Source organism: Mesorhizobium sp. WSM3626 (assembly GCF_000513935.1).
In the GTDB taxonomy this organism is placed as follows: Bacteria; Pseudomonadota; Alphaproteobacteria; order Rhizobiales; family Rhizobiaceae; genus Mesorhizobium; species Mesorhizobium salmacidum.
Genome location: NZ_AZUY01000003.1, coordinates 211,058 through 227,649, shown reverse-complemented (window position 1 = coordinate 227,649; position 16,592 = coordinate 211,058). Strand labels below are relative to the sequence as shown.

Below are 16,592 nucleotides of genomic sequence, written 5' to 3'. Positions count from 1 at the left end.
GAGCTACTCCGCCGCCTGCAGCGGAGCGATGCGGCGGCTCTGCTTGGCCTGTTCGTCATAGTCGCGCTGCCATTCCGACGGGCCGTTGGAAGCGCCGACCTGCACCGCGGTCACCTTGTATTCAGGACAATTGGTCGCCCAGTCGGAGAAGTCGGTGGTGATGACGTTGGCCTGCGTGTCGGGATGGTGGAAGGTGGTGTAGACCACGCCCGGCGACACCCGGTCGGTGATCAGCGCGCGCAGCGTCGTCTCGCCCGAACGGCTGGTCAGCCGGACCCAGTCGCCATCGCGCAGGCCGCGGTTTTCGGCGTCATGCGGATGGATTTCCAGCCGGTCCTCGGCGTGCCACATGACATTTTCGGTACGCCGTGTCTGCGCGCCGACATTGTATTGGCTGAGGATACGGCCGGTGGTCAGCAGCAGCGGGAAGCGCGGTCCGGTCCTTTCGTCCGTCGCCACATATTCGGTGCGGATGAACTTGCCCTTGCCGCGCACGAAGCCGTCGACATGCATGATCGGCGTGCCGAGCGGTGCCTTGTCGTTGCAGGGCCATTGCACGGAACCGACGCGGTCGAGCAGGTCGAAGGAGACGCTGGCGAAGCTTGGCGTCGTCTTGGCGATCTCGTCCATGATTTCGGACGGATGCGTATAGTTCCAGTCGAGCCCGATGGCGCGGGCAAGCTCTTGCGTTGCCTCCCAATCGGCGTAGCGCGCTTTCGGTTCCAGCACCTTGCGCACCATGTTGATGCGGCGCTCGGCATTGGTGAAGGTGCCGTCCTTCTCGAGGAAGGTCGAGCCGGGCAGGAAGACATGCGCGTAGTTCGCCGTCTCGTTGAGGAAGAGGTCGTGCACGACCACGCATTCCATCGCGGCAAGGCCGGCGGCGACATGCTTGGTGTCGGGATCGGACTGCAGGATGTCCTCGCCCTGGATGTAGATGCCCTTGAACGATCCGTCGACGGCCGCATCCAGCATGTTGGGGATGCGCAGGCCCGGTTCGTCGTCCAGCTTCACACCCCACAGGCTCTCATAGATGTCGCGCACCGCGTCGCCCGAAATGTGCCGGTAGCCCGGCAGTTCATGCGGGAACGAGCCCATGTCGCACGAGCCCTGCACATTGTTCTGGCCGCGCAGCGGGTTCACGCCGACGCCCGGGCGGCCGATATTGCCGGTGGCCATTGCGAGATTGGCGATCGCCATCACCGTGGTCGAGCCCTGGCTGTGTTCGGTGACGCCGAGGCCGTAGTAGATCGCACCATTGCCGCCCTTGGCGTAGAGGCGCGCGGCGCCACGGATCAGCTCGGGATCGACGCCGGACAGCTTGCCCACGGTTTCGGGGCTGTTTTCCGGCAGGGCGACGAAGGACGCCCAATCCTGGAATTCCGCCCAGTCGCAGCGCTCGCGGATAAAGGCTTCGTCGAAAAGGCCTTCGGTCACGATGACATGCGCCACCGACGTCAGCACGGCGACATTGGTGCCCGGCTTCAGCGGCAAATGATAATCGGCTTCGACATGCGCCGACTTGACCATCTCGGTGCGGCGCGGATCGAGCACGATCAGCTTGGCGCCCTGGCGCAGCCGCTTCTTCAGCCGCGAGGCGAACACCGGGTGCGCGGACGCCGGATTGGCGCCGATGATGACGGCGACGTCGGTGAATTCGACGGAATCGAAATCCTGCGTGCCGGCCGAGGTGCCGTAGGTCTGGCCGAGCCCATAGCCGGTCGGCGAATGGCAGACGCGCGCGCAGGTGTCGACATTGTTGTTGCGGAAGCCCTGCCGCACCAGCTTCTGGACGAGATAGGTCTCCTCATTCGTGCAGCGCGAGGAGGTGATGCCGCCGATCGCGGTACGGCCGTACTGGTACTGGATGCGGCGGAATTCCTTGGCCGTGTGGGCGATCGCCTCTTCCCAGCTCACCTCCCGCCAGGGATCGCTGACCTTTTCGCGGATCATCGGCGACAGGATGCGGTCCTTGTGGGTGGCGTAGCCATAGGCGAAACGGCCCTTCACGCAGGAATGGCCGTGGTTGGCCATGCCCTCCTTGTAGGGCATCATGCGGATGACCTCGTCGCCCTTCACTTCGGCCTTGAACGAGCAGCCGACGCCGCAATAGGCGCAGGTGGTGACGGCGGAGCGCTCCGGCAGGCCCTTTTCGAGCACGGTCTTCTCGCGCAGCGCATCGGTCGGGCAGGCCTGCACGCAGGCACCGCAGGACACGCATTCGGAAGCGATGAAATCCTCGTGCATGCCGGCGACCATGCGCGATTCGAAGCCGCGGCCCTCGATGGTCAGCGCAAAAGTGCCTTGCACCTCCTCGCAGGCGCGCACGCAGCGCGAGCAGACGATGCACTGCGCCGGATCGTAGGTGAAATAGGGGTTGGACTCATCGCGCGCGATGTAGTCGACCGCGAGCGAGCCATGGCCGGGCGCGACGCCGCCTTCTTCCTTGACGTGGTTGCGGCCCTCGACGCCGTAGCGATTTTCGGTCAGGCCGACGGACTTCGCCACCACATCGAACTCGCTGGCGCCGGTTCCGGCCTTCTCGTTCCAGCCGGTCGGATGATCGGAGACATAGAGTTCCATGACGCCGCGGCGGATGGCATCGAGCCTGTCCGACTGCGTGCGCACCACCATGCCTTCGCCGACAGGCGTCGTGCAGGAAGCCGGCGTGCCGCCGCGCCCTTCGATCTCGACGAGGCAGACGCGGCAGGAACCGAAGGAGTCCAGCATGTCGGTGGCGCAGAGTTTCGGGATTTCCACTCCGCCTTCCATCGCCGCACGCATGATCGACGTGCCTTCCGGCACGCTGATGCTGCGGCCATCGACGGTCAGCGTGACCTGCTTCTCAGCCTTCGATTGCGGAGTTCCGTAATCGAGTTCTTCGATGAGCGTCGGGAAGTCGGCCTTGATGTTCATCTGCCAGCTCCTATTCAGCAGCCACGCGCGCTGGCGCGGGCTTGAAATCCTCGGGGAAATGCGTGATCGAGCTCATCACCGGGTAGGGCGTGAAGCCGCCCAGCGCGCAGAGCGAACCGAATTTCATCGTGTTGCAGAGGTCCGTGACCAGAGCGAGGTTCTTCTCCGGCTCGATGCCTGCGGCGAGCCTGTCGATGGTTTCCACGCCCCGCGTCGAGCCGATGCGGCAAGGCGTGCACTTGCCGCAGCTTTCGATGGCGCAGAATTCCATGGCGAAGCGTGCCTGCTTCAGCATGTCGGCGGTGTCGTCGAAAACCGTGATGCCGGCGTGGCCGATCAGTCCATCGCGCTTGGCGAATTCTTCGTAGTCGAACGGCGTGTCGAACAGCGCGCGTGGGAAATAGGCGCCCAGCGGGCCGCCGACCTGCACCGCCTTCACCGGGCGTCCGGTGGACGTGCCGCCGCCGATCTCGTCGACGATCTCGCCCAGCGTCAGGCCGAAAGCGGTTTCGAACAGGCCGCCTTGCTTGACGTTGCCGGCGATCTGGATCGGGATCGTGCCGCGTGAGCGGCCCATGCCGAAATCCTTGTAGAAGGCGGCACCCTTGTCCATGATAACAGGAACGGAAGCCAGCGAGATGACGTTGTTGATCACCGTCGGCTTGCCGAACAACCCTTGTATCGCGGGCAGCGGCGGCTTGGCGCGCACCACCCCGCGCTTGCCTTCCAGGCTGTTGAGCAACGAGGTTTCCTCGCCGCAGACATAGGCACCGGCACCGACGCGGATTTCCATGTCGAAGGCGTTGGGCGAACCCAGCACATTGACGCCGAGCACACCGGCCTTGCGGGCGATCTCGACGGCCTTGTTCATGACAGCCACCGCGTGCGGATATTCCGAGCGGATGTAGACAAAACCCTTGGTCGCGCCGGTGGCGATGCCGGCGATTGCCATCCCTTCGATGAGCACGAAGGGGTCGCCTTCCATGATCATGCGGTCGGCGAAGGTGGCGCTGTCGCCCTCATCGGCGTTGCAAACAATGTATTTGCGCTCGGATGTCGTATCGAGCACCGTCTTCCATTTGATGCCGGTCGGAAAGCCCGCGCCGCCACGGCCGCGCAGCCCGGACTCCGTCACCTGCTTGACGATGTCGGCGGGCGCCATGGCCACCGCATTCTGCAGGCCCTTCAATCCGCCGAGCGATTTGTAGGCATCGAGCGACAGCGGGTCGTTGATGCCGCAGCGCGCGAAGGTCAGCCGTGTCTGCTTGGCGAGGAACGGGATCTTGTCGGGCGCGCCGAGCCAGCGCTTGTGATGCCCGCCCTTGAGGAAGCCGCTGTCGAAAAGGCTCTTCACGTCCGACGGCTTCACCGGCCCGTAGGCGACACGGCCATTGGCTGTCGCCACTTCGACCATCGGTTCGAGGAAATAGGCGCCGCGCGAGCCGTTGCGCACGATCTTGGCCTCGATGCCGCGCTCGGCAAGTTCATTTGCGATCGCTTTGGCGACCTTTTCCGCGCCCAGCGCCAGCGCGCCGGAATCGCCGGGAATGTAGATGCGGGGGGTCATGAGCGCACCTCGGCGACGATCTCGTCGATCTTGTCATCATCGAGCCGTCCGATCACCTCGCCGTCGAGCATCGCCGACGGCGAACAGGCGCACAGGCCGAGACAATAGACCGGCTCAAGCGTAACCGATCCGTCACGCGTGGTCTCATGGAAATCGATGCCGAGCAACTGCTTGACCCTGGCGGCGACCGCGTCCGAACCCATCGACTGGCAGGCTTCCGCCTGGCAGAGCTTGAGCACGTGCCGGCCGGCCGGCCGCGAACGGAAATCGTGATAGAAGGTGACGACGCCGTGCACCTCGGCCCTGGAGAGGTTCAGCCCATCGGCGATGACCGGCACGGCGTCCTGCGGGACGTGGCCGAATTCTTCCTGGATACCGTGGAGGATCGGCAGCAGCGGACCTTCGAGGTCCTTCAACTCCTGGACAATCGCCGCCGTGCGGGATGCGATCTCGGTACTTGCTGGCTGCATCGTCACGCAGCGCCCTCCCTGGTCGATGGCTTTATCGCTAAGTCTTTACAAAATCAGAGGAAACCCCTGAAATCAATAAAGCTGATCCGTTGCTCGATAGAAATTTTCTATCGAGCTCTTCCGCCTCAATTCTCTAACCTAGCGGTGCGCGGAAATCGTCTGCCAGCGCCATCGCCTCGTCCAGCAGCGCCTGCACCAGCGGCGTATGCGGCTCACGCGGCGCGGCGACCAGCCCGACCGTGTGGCTGGCATCGGGCTCGACGATCGGAATGGCACGGATCGGTTCGGAAAAGCCGAATGTTTCCGCAAGGTTGAGCGGCATGATCGACGACCATTTGCCGGTCCGGATGTGCGAGAACAGCACGATCATCGAGTTCGATTCCAGCGTCGGCCGCACCTGCACGCCGGCTTCCGCCAGGTGCTGGTCGATGATGCGGCGGTTCTGCATGTCCGGCGTCAACAGGCACAGCGGCAAATGGCTGATCTCCGCCCATGTCACTTTGTCGCGGTCGGAATAGGGAGTGCCGATAGCGGTGATCAACTGGTAGCGCTCGTCATAAAGCGGCACGCTGGTCACCCGCCCGAGCGGCTCGTTGTCAAGATAGGTGATGCCGGCATCGACATCGAAATTGCCGAGCAGCGACAGCACTTCGATCGAGGTTCGCGACAGCACCGAAAAAGTGACACCGGGGTGCTTGTCTCGAAAGGGCGTCGTCAATCGGGCCACCATGGCCAACGCTGTCGGGATGGCGGCAATGCGGATGCGGCCGGAAAGGCCGTGGCGGGCGGCGCGCATCTCCTCGCGCATCGTCCTGGAGTCGCCGACGATGCGGCGCGCCCAGACCAACACCTGCTTGCCCTCCGGCGTCAGCCCCTGAAAGCGCGAGCCGCGATTGACCAGCATGACGCCGAGCTGGCCCTCGAGCTGTTTGATCCCGGCCGACAGGGTCGGCTGCGTAACGCCGCACGCTTCAGCCGCCCGGCCGAAATGCTCCTCCTTGGCCAGTGCGATGAAGAATTCCAGCTTGTCGATCATAGGTGAAGCTAACCGGCGCAGCCGCGCCGCGCCAGATGGTTGCTGCTACAGCCGACAATCGTGCCGCCCCCGCCGTTGCGCAATCGCAAAAAACTACCTGTCGACGAGATTCAGGATGTTGCCGTCCGGATCCTTGAACCAAGCGACCTTCATGCCCTGCCCGACATGGACATCGCCTTCCAGCGTCAAACCGGGCATCTCGTAGTGTTCAAAGACGACGCCCTTCGATTTCAGCGCGGCGACGACGGTGCCGATCGCGTCGCCGACCGTCCACGTCACCGCTGTCGCCTTGTTGGTTCCGGCGAACTGGGAGCGATAGACATTGATGGTGGTGTTGCCGCTTTTGTACACGATCAGTTCGCCGCCCTCATCGTGCACCTGTTTCAGGCCGAGCGTTCCCGCATAGAAAGCCTTTGCCTTGGCCAGGTCCCTGACCGCGAGATTGGCCGTTGCGTTGCTGTTTTCAAGCATGATCGTCTCCTTTCCTGATTGTTCCCTCGTCATTGAACCTGTCCGCGTCGAACGTGCCATTGCTGAAGTAGGGTCGCCCAGCCGCTTGACGAGCGTCAAGGACATGCGCGTTGCTGCAAGTTGTGACTTCAAACGGCGCCGATCCACATCTTTCAGCCGGCTTACTGTTTCCTGCGGGCGCGTGCGGCGCTATGTGGATGCAACTGGTGCGCAGGGAGGGACGAACATGCTGGGCTGGTTCCGCAAGCTGTTGCCGCGCGAAGATCGCTTCTTCGACCTGTTCGAACAGCATTCCCGTACCGTGGTCGCCGGCGCCGAGGCACTCCAGCTGCTTCTTCAGGGCAAGGATATCGAACGCAGGTGCCGGGAGATCATCGATCTCGAAAACGAGGCGGACGACATAACCGCGCAGGTGCTGCTTGCGGTGCGGCGGTCTTTCATCACGCCTTTCGACCGCGGCGACATCAAGGATCTGATCCAGTCGATGGATGATGCCATCGACACGATGCACAAGACCGTCAAGACGGTGCGGCTGTTCGAAAAGCACGAATTCGATCCGCTGATGCAGGAAATGGGTGGCGTCATCGTCGACGCTGCCAAGCTGGTCGCGGAGGCGATCCCGCTGCTCGCCAAGGTCGGCGCCAACAGCGCACGCCTCAATGAACTCGCCGAGGAGGTCATGCGTGCCGAGGGCCGGGCCGACGACCTGCATGAGCAGGGTTTGAAGGACCTGTTCAAGCGCCACAATGGCGGTGACGCGATGGCCTATTTGATCGGCTCGGAGATCTATGGTCAGCTCGAGAAGGTGGTCGATCGTTTCGAGGACGTCGCCAACGAGATCAGCGGCATCGTCATCGAGAACGTCTAGGCGATGGAAGCGACCATCGCCTTTCCCCTGCTCGCCGGCCTCGTTGCCGTGGCGCTGTTCTTCGATTTTCTCAATGGCCTGCACGACGCCGCCAACTCCATCGCCACCATCGTCTCCACGCGGGTGCTGCGGCCTCATTATGCGGTGCTGTGGGCAGCCTTCTTCAATTTCATCGCCTTCCTGTTCTTCGGCCTTCATGTCGCCGAGACCGTCGGCAAGGGCATCGTCGACGTCGGCGTCGTCACCCCGGCGGTGATCTTCTCGGCGCTGGTCGGCGCCATTGTCTGGAACATCGTAACCTGGATCGCCGGTATTCCGTCGAGCAGCTCGCACGCGCTGATCGGCGGGCTGGTCGGGGCCGGGGTCGCGAAGGCGGGCTTCGGCGCCATCGTCTGGTCGGGCCTCGGCAAGACCGTCGCCGCGATCGTGCTGTCGCCGGCAACCGGTTTCGTCCTGGCGCTTCTCCTGGTCCTGGTGGTTTCATGGCTGTTCGTGCGCCAGACGCCATTCGCCGTCGACAGCACATTTCGCGTCCTGCAGTTCTTTTCGGCCTCGCTCTATTCGCTCGGCCATGGCGGCAACGACGCCCAGAAAACCATGGGCATCATCGCCGTGCTGCTCTATTCGCAAGGCATGCTCGGCACCTCGTTCTATGTGCCATTGTGGGTTGTCCTCACCTGCCAGTCGGCGCTGGCGCTGGGCACGCTTTTGGGCGGCTGGCGCATCGTCCACACAATGGGCTCGAAGATCACGCGCCTCAATCCGATGCAGGGCTTCTGCGCCGAGACCGGCGGCGCGATCACCCTGTTCGCCGCCACCTGGCTCGGCATCCCGGTTTCGACCACGCACACCATCACCGGTGCCATCATCGGCGTCGGCGCTGCCCGCCGGGTTTCCGCAGTCCGCTGGGGCATCGCCGGCAACATCGTCGTCGCCTGGGTCGTGACCTTGCCGGCGACGGCGGCGATTTCCGCTCTCACCTACCTGGCGCTCAGCCTGGCCCGGTGATGTCGCGGCGTGGCGCTTGGACCAGCCGCCGATCTGCACTATGTGAGCAGCACCTTAAGCCGAGGAAGAATTGTTATGGCCGTCACCAAGGAAATCGTCGTCGAGCGCCTGAAGACCGTCAACGGGCCGGACTTCACCGGCAACATCGTCGATCTCGGCATGGTTTCGGAGATTTTCATCGCCGATTCGAAAGTCTTCTTCTCGATCACCGTTCCCGCCGCCCGGGCCCAGGAGATGGAGCCGTTGCGCGCCGCCGCCGAGCGGGTGGTGAAGGCCATTCCCGGCGTCGCCGGTGCGGTCGTCGCGCTGACGGCTGAAAAGAAAGGCGGCGGCATGGAGGCGCCGGTTCCATCGCGCCCCGCACCCAGGCCGGCTCCGCCCGCCGCCGTACCGCGGGCGGCTCCGCATGCTCCTGCTTCTCAGAGCCATGGCAAGCGCGGCGTCCCCGGCATCGAGGCGATCATCGCGGTTGCTTCGGGCAAGGGCGGCGTCGGCAAGTCGACCACGGCCGTCAATCTGGCGCTCGGCCTTGCCGCCAACGGCTTGCGGGTCGGCGTGCTCGATGCCGACATCTATGGCCCGTCGATGCCCAGGCTGCTCAACATCCACGGCCGGCCGCAGACGGTCGACGGCAAGATCCTGAAACCCATGGAGAATTACGGCCTCAAGGTGATGTCGATGGGTTTCCTCGTCGATGAGGAGACGCCGATGATCTGGCGCGGGCCGATGGTTATGTCGGCGCTCACCCAGATGCTGCGCGAAGTCGAATGGGGGCGGCTCGACGTGCTCGTCGTCGACATGCCGCCCGGCACCGGCGATGCCCAGCTCACCATGGCCCAGCAGGTACCGCTGGCCGGCGCGGTCATCGTCTCGACGCCGCAGGACCTGGCGCTGATCGATGCCCGCAAAGGTCTCAATATGTTCAAAAAAGTCGATGTGCCGCTGCTCGGCATTGTCGAGAACATGAGCTACTTCCTCGCCCCTGACACCGGCAAGCGCTACGATATTTTCGGCCATGGCGGCGCGCGCCGCGAGGCCGAGAGGCTGGGCGTCACCTTCCTCGGCGAGGTGCCGCTGGAAATGGGCATTCGCGAAAGCTCGGACGCCGGCACGCCGGTGGTCGTCTCGAAACCGGATGGCGCCGAAGCGAAAATCTACCGCGATATCGCTTCCAAGGTTTGGGACAGGGTCAATGAGGAACGCGGCGCGGCCGAAGCGGCGGTGCCGAACATCGTGTTTGAGTAACCCCCCCAAGAGGAGCGATCAGCCGCCCACTTTTTCGCCGAATGCCGAAAAGAACTGTCCGGCCAGTTTCTTCGAGGTCGATTCGATCAGCCGGCTGCCGAGCTGCGCGATCTTGCCGCCGACTTCTGCCTTGGCCGCGTATTTGAGGACCGTCGCGTCCGGCCCGTCGGCGGTGAGGGTGACGTCGGCACCGCCCTTGGCGAAGCCGGCAATGCCACCCTTGCCTTCGCCCTGGATGGTGTAGGCATGCGGCGGCTTGAGATTCCTGAGCGTCACTTCGCCGTTGAAGGTCGCCTTGATCGGACCGATCTTCAGCACCACCGTTGCCGCCATCTCGGTCGCCGATTTCATTTCCAGGCTCTGACAGCCCGGAATGGCGTCCTTCAGGACGATTGGGTCATTCAGCGCTTCCCACACTTTCTTCACGGGTGCGGCGATACGTTCCTCGCCCTCGATCACCAAAGCCATCTAAACCTCCCCCATTGCCGATGTCGGATTGGTCGTAGCGCGCGGTTCGATAGCTGTCTATCGCACCAAAGTCCGGATTCAGATCACGCGTGCCCCTTGCCTGCATCCGCGCGTTGTCATATCGATTTGTCATACAAATACGGAGACCATGATGGCCGGCGCCCCCACGAAAAAGAAAAAGTTCCGCTCGCAGGAGTGGTTCGACAATCCCGACAATCCGGGAATGACGGCGCTCTATCTCGAGCGTTACCTGAATTACGGGCTGACACGCGCCGAGCTGACGTCGGGCAAACCGCTGATCGGCATCGCCCAGACCGGCTCTGATCTCTCGCCTTGCAACCGGCACCACATCGAGCTCGCCAAGCGCGTGCGCGAAGGCATCGTCTCGATGGGCGGCATTCCTTTCGAATTCCCCTGTCACCCGATCCAGGAGACCGGCAAGCGGCCGACTGCGGCCCTTGACCGCAACCTCGCCTATCTCGGCCTCGTCGAAGTGCTCTACGGCTATCCGCTTGACGGCGTCGTGCTGACCATCGGCTGCGACAAGACCACGCCTGCCTTGCTGATGGCGGCGGCGACCGTCAACATCCCGGCCATCGCGCTGTCGGTCGGCCCGATGCTCAATGGCTGGCATAAGGGCAAGCGCACGGGCTCGGGCACCATCGTCTGGGAATCGCGTCAGCGCCTGTCGGCCGGCGAGATCGACTATGACGAGTTCATGGACATTGTCGCCTCCTCGGCGCCGTCCACGGGCTACTGCAACACGATGGGCACCGCCACGACGATGAATTCGCTGGCCGAGGCGCTCGGCATGCAGCTGCCCGGTTCGGCCGCCATCCCGGCGCCGTACCGTGAGCGCGGCCAGATCGCCTATGAGACGGGAAAGCGCATCGTCGACATGGTGCACGAGGACCTGAAACCGTCCGACATCATGACCCGCGCGGCCTTCGAAAACGCCATCGTCGTCAATTCGGCGATCGGCGGCTCCACCAACGCGCCGATCCACCTCAACGCAATCGCCCGCCATCTCGGGGTGCCGCTCGACAATGACGACTGGCAGAAGGTCGGCCTCAACGTGCCGCTCATCGTCAACCTGCAGCCGTCGGGCGAATATCTCGGCGAAGACTATCACCACGCCGGTGGCGTGCCGGCGGTCGTGGCCGAACTGATGAAGGCCGGAATGCTGCCGCATCCCGATGCCCTGACCGTCAACGGCAAGTCGATCGGCGTCAACTGCGAGGGCGTCGCCAACGAGAACACCGACGTCATCCGCACCGTGGCCGAGCCGCTGAAGGCCAATGCCGGCTTCATCAACTTCAAGGGCAATCTGTTCGATTCGGCGATCATGAAGATGAGCGGCATCTCGCCGGAATTCCGCGAGCGCTATCTGTCCAACCCGAACGATCCGGAAGCCTTCGAGGGCAACGCCATGGTCTTCGATGGCCCGGAGGATTACCACGCCCGCATCGACGACCCGGCGCAAGGCATCGACGAGCACACCATCCTGTTCATGCGCGGCGCCGGTCCCGTCGGCTATCCCGGCGGCGCCGAGGTCGTCAACATGCAGCCGCCGGCCTACCTCATCAAGAAGGGTATCCACGCGCTGGCCTGCATCGGCGACGGCCGCCAGTCCGGCACGTCGGGCTCGCCGTCGATCCTCAACGCCTCGCCGGAAGCCGCCGTCGGCGGCGGTCTGGCGCTGCTCAAGACCGGCGACCGCGTCCGCATCGACCTGCGGAAAGGCACCGCGAACATCCTCGTCAGCCACGACGAGATCACGCGGCGGCGCGCCGAGCTGCAGAAAGATGGCGGCTATCATTATCCCCAGCACCAGACGCCATGGCAGGAGATCCAGCGCGGCATGGTCGACCAGTTCTCGGCCGGCATGGTGCTGAAGCCGGCGGTGAAATACCAGGATGTCGCCCACACCATGGGCGTGCCTCGCGACAATCACTGATTATTCCCCGCAATAATCATCGATTATTCCCCGGAATAGTCATCGATTATTCCTGGCTGGTCACGGACGATGAATGGGCGAACACCGGCGGCTTGATTGATCAGGCCGCCGGTCCCCCGCCATAGGCCGGGAACGCTCGGTCCTTGACAAGTCTGCCCAACAATTCCACCATCATGCCAAGGGGTGCATCGCGACGACCCCGTGAGGCGTCAGCCCAATGTTCGCGTCCAGGCTTCTCTGTTCAGGAGGTGGACGCCATGCCGTCAACAACCGCTATCACCGTACAGCAACTATCCCGTCTGATTGGTCTGCCCGGCGCACCTGTGATCGTCGATGTCCGCATCGATGACGATTACGACGCCGATCCGCGCCTGCTGCCGGCCTCGCACCGGCGCAGCTTCAAAACCGTCTCGGCCTGGGCAAACGACCTTGCCGGCAGCCAAGTGGCCGTCGTCTGCCAGAAAGGGCAAAAGCTCTCTCAAGGCGTGGCCGCCTGGCTGCGACACCAAGGCGTTGCCGCCGAATCCCTCGAAGGCGGTTTCGAGGCCTGGCGCGATGCCGGCGGCCTTCTGGTTCGCGCCGACAAGATACCGTCCCCCGATGAAAAAGGCCGCACCGTCTGGGTGACGCGGGCTCGCCCCAAGATCGATCGCATCGCCTGCCCCTGGCTGATCCGGCGTTTCATCGATCCGCACGCGGTCTTTCTCTTTGTCGACGCGGCCGAAGTGCCTGCCGTCGCCGACCGCTTTCAGGCCGTATCCTTCGACATCGACAATGTGTTCTGGAGCCATCGCGGCGAGCGCTGCACCTTCGACACGATGATCGAGGAGTTCGGGTTGGAATCCCAGGCGCTCGATCGCCTTGCCACGATCGTGCGCGCGGCCGACACCGCACGGCTTGACCTGGCTCCCCAGGCCGCCGGATTTCTCGCCGCCTCGCTCGGCCTGTCCCGCATGTTCCGCGACGATCTGGAGCAGCTGGAGGCGGGAATGCTGCTCTATGACGCGTTCTTCCGGTGGTGCCGCGACGCCACCGACGAGACGCACAACTGGCCGAGCGGGGTGAAGCCGTCATGAGCAGCCTCATTTCGGGGAAAGATCCCGATATCGTCGAGACATCGGCGGTTCCGAGCTTCCGCGAGGCTACGAAACTCTGGGCGAAGATCGGATTGCTGAGCTTCGGCGGGCCGGCGGGGCAGATTGCGCTCATGCACAAGGAGCTGGTCGAGGAGAGGCGGTGGATCGGCGAACAGCGTTTCCTGCATGCCTTGAATTACTGCATGCTGCTGCCCGGTCCCGAGGCCCAGCAGCTCGCCATCTATATAGGCTGGCTGCTGCACAGGACGATCGGCGGCCTTGTCGCCGGTGTCCTGTTCGTGGTGCCCGGCGCACTCGTCATGCTCACCTTGAGCATCTTCTATGCGCTCTATGGCGATGTGCCACTCGTCGCGGCGCTGTTCTTCGGTGTCAAGGCGGCAGTGCTCGCCGTTGTCGTGGAGGCGGTGATCCGCATCGGCCGCCGCGCCTTGAAGAACCGGGTGATGGTGGCGATCGCGGTTTGCGCTTTTCTCGGCATCTATGTGCTCAGCATCCCGTTCCCACTCATCGTCCTGCTCGCGGGATTGGTGGGATGGGTCGGAAACCGCGTCGCGCCAGCCTTGTTTTCCGGCGCGGCGCACGGCAAGAACGAGGCCCCCGATATCAGGGGCGCGGTCGACCTGATGTTCGAACGCGGCGAACTGGCCCATACCAGGCCGACACGATGGCATGCGCCGCGCACCGTTGCGATCTGGCTGCCGACCTGGCTCGGGCCGGTTCTGCTGCTCTGGGCGCTCACCGGTACAAGCAGCGTGTGGACGCAGATCGGCGGGTTCTTCAGCGTCATGGCGGTCGTCACCTTCGGCGGCGCCTACGCGGTCCTTGCTTATGTCGCACAGGCGGCGGTCGAATCGTTCGGCTGGCTCACCCCCGGTGAAATGGTCGATGGCCTCGGGCTTGCCGAGACCACGCCGGGTCCGCTCATTCTGGTTTTGCAGTTTGTCGGCTTCATCGCCGCGTTTCGCCACGCCGGCGCGCTGAACCCGTTGCTTGGCGGATCGCTTGGAGCGCTGCTGACCTTATGGGTCACGTTCACGCCCTGCTTCTTCTGGATATTCCTCGGCGCGCCCTATATCGAGGCTCTGCGCGGCAACAAGGCGTTGTCGGCCGCGCTGGGCGCGATCACCGCCGCTGTTGTCGGTGTCGTCATGAATCTTGCTCTGTGGTTCGCCTTGCACGTCGTATTCCGCGAGGTGCGCATGACGGACCTTGGCATGAATGTGCCGGTGCTTTCGTCGATCGACTGGCGGGCCGCGCTGCTTTCCCTGGCCGCCATGGTCGCCGTCCTGAGGCTGAAAAGCGGTGTGCTGCCGACGCTTGCGGGGTGCGCTCTTGCCGGCGTGTTGCTGTTGGCGGCGGGCGGCTAGATTTCCGGTTCGTTTGTATTCCGCTTCCGAACCACCTAACTGGTGGAAAACGGATTGGACCATCAATGGCGGGACGACGCTCTTCCCTCGGCTTTCTCGGTCTGTTCGGCCGCTCGGGTGATTTGCGGCAACTCGACGCCGCCTTGCGGGGCGCCGACCTGCATCCCGCCCTTGTGCCGGAAGGGGTGAAACTCACCATCGTCAATCTGATGAAGGATCACTGGCCCGAGGAGCCACCGCCCCAAGCCTATCCACAGGTGGCGAACCTGTTCGGCTATTGCATCGCCGGACCGGAGACCTTCGAGCGTGCGCAAGGTCCGCTGCAGCGGCTTGACGCGGAGCGCCGGATCGAGGCGGCTCTTGAAACCGGCGACAGCTTCGATGCGCGGATCGTGCTGATGGCGCTGCACGCCAAGCTGATCAACGCCGAGGTCGTCGAGCGCTATGGGCTCGCAGCCGAATAGCTGCGCTCAGCCGCCCATGCCGCCGCGCGGCAGCTTGATCATGTCGCCGAAGCGGGCGCGTAATTTGTCATCGAGCAGCTTCGGCACATGGCGCGGAAAGCGCTCGGCAAGGACACGCTTCTTCTCGATGACCGCGCGTTGCAGGATGTCGGGCCGACCCTTCTCGTTCCACTCCTTCGGCGAAAAGCGATCGCCGACGGCAGGATAGAAATATTCCGTCTGCATCAGGCGCAGCGTCTGCTCGTTGCCGAGATAGTGCCCCGGGCCTTTCAGGCAGACATCGGCGATGGTGTCGATCGACAGCGCTTCGTCGGTCACCTCGATGCCGCGCACGCAGCGCAGGCAATGGCCGAGCATGTCGTTGTCGATGATCAGGCTTTCCAGGCAGAAGCCGAGCAGCGAGGCGTGCATGCCGGCCGATTCGTAGACCAGGTTGAGCCCGGCAAGGCCCGCCATCACGTCGGTGATGCCCTTTTCATAGCCGGACTGGATGTCGGGCAGTTTCGAATCCGTCATGCCGGCGGCGGAACCGCCCGGCAAATCGTAGAATTGCGCCATCTGGGCGCAGGCCGCGGTCAGCACGGCCTGCTCGGCGGAGCCGCCCGACATGGCGCCTGTGCGCAGATCCGACACGAACGGCCAGGTGCCGAAGATCGCCGGATGCCCTGGTTTGATGGCGTTGACATAGACCAGGCCAGCCAGCACTTCGGCGACCGCTTGGACCACGGCGCCGGCAATCGCCGCCGGTGCCGTGGCTCCGGCCTGTCCCGCCGACAAAAGCAGGATCGGAATGCCGCCCTCGACGCAGGCCTCAAGCACGCCGCAGGCGTCCTCGGCGAATTTCATCGGCGGCACGACGAAGCAGTTCGAGTTCGACACGAACGGCCGGGCGCGGAAATTCTCTTCGCCGCCGGCAATGGCATAGAGCATTTCGAGCGCCGGTTGCACGTTCTCGCGCACCGTAAACGAGGTGCCGACATGCTTGGACGTGCCCATCACGCAGGCGTAGAGCGTGTTGAAATCCATTTCGAGCGGATCGGGAATGTCGCGCGGCACCATCGGCCGCTGGAAGAAATGGATGTTGTCGAGCCCTTCGACGATGCGGGCGGCGTCATAGATGTCCTGCAGCAGCGACTCGCGGTATTCGCGCTTCTCGACGTCCACCAGATGAACCGCGGCGCCGGCCGTTCCGTAGTGCACGCGCTTGCCCTGGATCACCATGTCGTGTTTGGGATCCTGGCCGTGCAAGGTGAAATTCCGTGCCGCCTTCTTGATCGTCTCGAGCACCAGCGAGCGCGGGAACCGGATGCGGCCATCGTCGCCATAGGTGGCGCCGGCCTGGGTCAGCGCCTCGATGCAGGAGGGGATGGCGTTGGCGAAGCCGACTGTCTCCAGGAGCATCAGCACCGCTTCGTGGATGCGCTCGCGATCATTGCCCTTGAGTGGTCCGTAACTGCCACCCTCGAGCCCGGCGCGCACCGGTTTGATGTCGTCGGCCAATGGCGCTGCCCGCATCGCGCGGCGCGCTTCGCGTCCGCCGGAGCGGCGCGAGCGTTGATCCGCTGCCGCTTCCTGCTTTTCAAGAACCACAGACATCGAAGCACTCCACCTTTCACGAGAAACAGCGCGGCGGTTGGTCCACCATCGGCTGCTTCTTC

At 63.9% G+C, this 16,592-nt stretch carries 14 protein-coding genes; 7 read left to right on the top strand and 7 right to left on the bottom strand.

Annotated features, from left to right (window positions below; translation table 11 throughout):
- Window positions 1-3 precede the first annotated feature (3 nt).
- From fdhF to M653_RS0104095, 5 genes are all read right to left on the bottom strand, one after another.
- A complete protein-coding gene (fdhF, locus tag M653_RS0104115) occupies window positions 4-2,916 on the bottom strand; it encodes a formate dehydrogenase subunit alpha (RefSeq protein WP_027142156.1) in 2,913 nt (970 codons plus the stop codon).
- Between the two features lie 10 nt (window positions 2,917-2,926).
- Window positions 2,927-4,483 (bottom strand): NADH-quinone oxidoreductase subunit NuoF, encoded by a 1,557-nt coding sequence (locus M653_RS0104110; RefSeq protein WP_027142155.1) that lies wholly within the window; start codon window positions 4,481-4,483, stop codon window positions 2,927-2,929.
- Window positions 4,480-4,959, bottom strand: a complete 480-nt coding sequence (locus M653_RS0104105; RefSeq protein WP_027142154.1) for a formate dehydrogenase subunit gamma — start codon at window positions 4,957-4,959, stop codon at window positions 4,480-4,482. The genes M653_RS0104110 and M653_RS0104105 overlap by 4 nt, the downstream gene beginning before the upstream one ends.
- A 127-nt stretch (window positions 4,960-5,086) precedes the next feature.
- The gene (locus M653_RS0104100; protein ID WP_027142153.1) at window positions 5,087-5,989 is read right to left on the bottom strand and encodes a LysR family transcriptional regulator; all 903 of its coding nucleotides are present in this window, start codon (window positions 5,987-5,989) and stop codon (window positions 5,087-5,089) included.
- Between the two features lie 93 nt (window positions 5,990-6,082).
- Window positions 6,083-6,460: a VOC family protein gene (locus tag M653_RS0104095; RefSeq protein WP_027142152.1), complete on the bottom strand. Its 378-nt coding sequence runs from the start codon at window positions 6,458-6,460 to the stop codon at window positions 6,083-6,085.
- Window positions 6,461-6,686: 226 nt separating this feature from the next.
- Here M653_RS0104095 and M653_RS0104090 point away from each other — a divergent pair, with 226 nt between their 5' ends.
- The 3 genes from M653_RS0104090 to M653_RS0104080 all read left to right on the top strand — a co-directional run bounded on the left by M653_RS0104090 (window position 6,687) and on the right by M653_RS0104080 (window position 9,581).
- Window positions 6,687-7,328: a DUF47 domain-containing protein gene (locus M653_RS0104090; RefSeq protein ID WP_027142151.1), complete on the top strand. Its 642-nt coding sequence runs from the start codon at window positions 6,687-6,689 to the stop codon at window positions 7,326-7,328.
- Window positions 7,329-7,331: 3 nt separating this feature from the next.
- Window positions 7,332-8,336 carry an inorganic phosphate transporter gene (locus M653_RS0104085; RefSeq protein ID WP_027142150.1) on the top strand — a complete coding sequence of 335 codons (1,005 nt, stop codon included), beginning with the start codon at window positions 7,332-7,334 and terminating at the stop codon, window positions 8,334-8,336.
- Between the two features lie 75 nt (window positions 8,337-8,411).
- Complete coding sequence (locus tag M653_RS0104080; protein WP_027142149.1) at window positions 8,412-9,581, top strand: Mrp/NBP35 family ATP-binding protein; 1,170 nt, start codon at window positions 8,412-8,414, stop codon at window positions 9,579-9,581.
- A gap of 18 nt (window positions 9,582-9,599) precedes the next feature.
- Here M653_RS0104080 and M653_RS0104075 read toward each other — a convergent pair whose 3' ends face one another.
- On the bottom strand, window positions 9,600-10,049 hold the full coding sequence (locus tag M653_RS0104075; protein WP_027142148.1) for a carbon monoxide dehydrogenase subunit G: 450 nt from the start codon (window positions 10,047-10,049) through the stop codon (window positions 9,600-9,602).
- A gap of 151 nt (window positions 10,050-10,200) precedes the next feature.
- Here M653_RS0104075 and M653_RS0104070 point away from each other — a divergent pair, with 151 nt between their 5' ends.
- From M653_RS0104070 to M653_RS0104055, 4 genes are all read left to right on the top strand, one after another.
- Entirely contained in the window at window positions 10,201-12,006 is a 1,806-nt protein-coding gene (locus M653_RS0104070; RefSeq protein WP_027142147.1) for an IlvD/Edd family dehydratase, read from the top strand.
- Between the two features lie 257 nt (window positions 12,007-12,263).
- Window positions 12,264-13,082 (top strand): sulfurtransferase/chromate resistance protein, encoded by an 819-nt coding sequence (locus tag M653_RS0104065; protein ID WP_027142146.1) that lies wholly within the window; start codon window positions 12,264-12,266, stop codon window positions 13,080-13,082.
- Window positions 13,079-14,470: a chromate efflux transporter gene (chrA, locus tag M653_RS0104060; protein ID WP_027142145.1), complete on the top strand. Its 1,392-nt coding sequence runs from the start codon at window positions 13,079-13,081 to the stop codon at window positions 14,468-14,470. Before M653_RS0104065 ends, chrA begins: the two co-directional genes overlap by 4 nt.
- A 65-nt stretch (window positions 14,471-14,535) precedes the next feature.
- Entirely contained in the window at window positions 14,536-14,934 is a 399-nt protein-coding gene (locus M653_RS0104055) for a hypothetical protein (protein ID WP_027142144.1), read from the top strand.
- Window positions 14,935-14,940: 6 nt separating this feature from the next.
- Here the strand turns inward: M653_RS0104055 and M653_RS0104050 are convergent, their stop codons facing one another.
- Window positions 14,941-16,530 (bottom strand): trimethylamine methyltransferase family protein, encoded by a 1,590-nt coding sequence (locus M653_RS0104050; protein ID WP_027142143.1) that lies wholly within the window; start codon window positions 16,528-16,530, stop codon window positions 14,941-14,943.
- Window positions 16,531-16,592 lie beyond the last annotated feature (62 nt).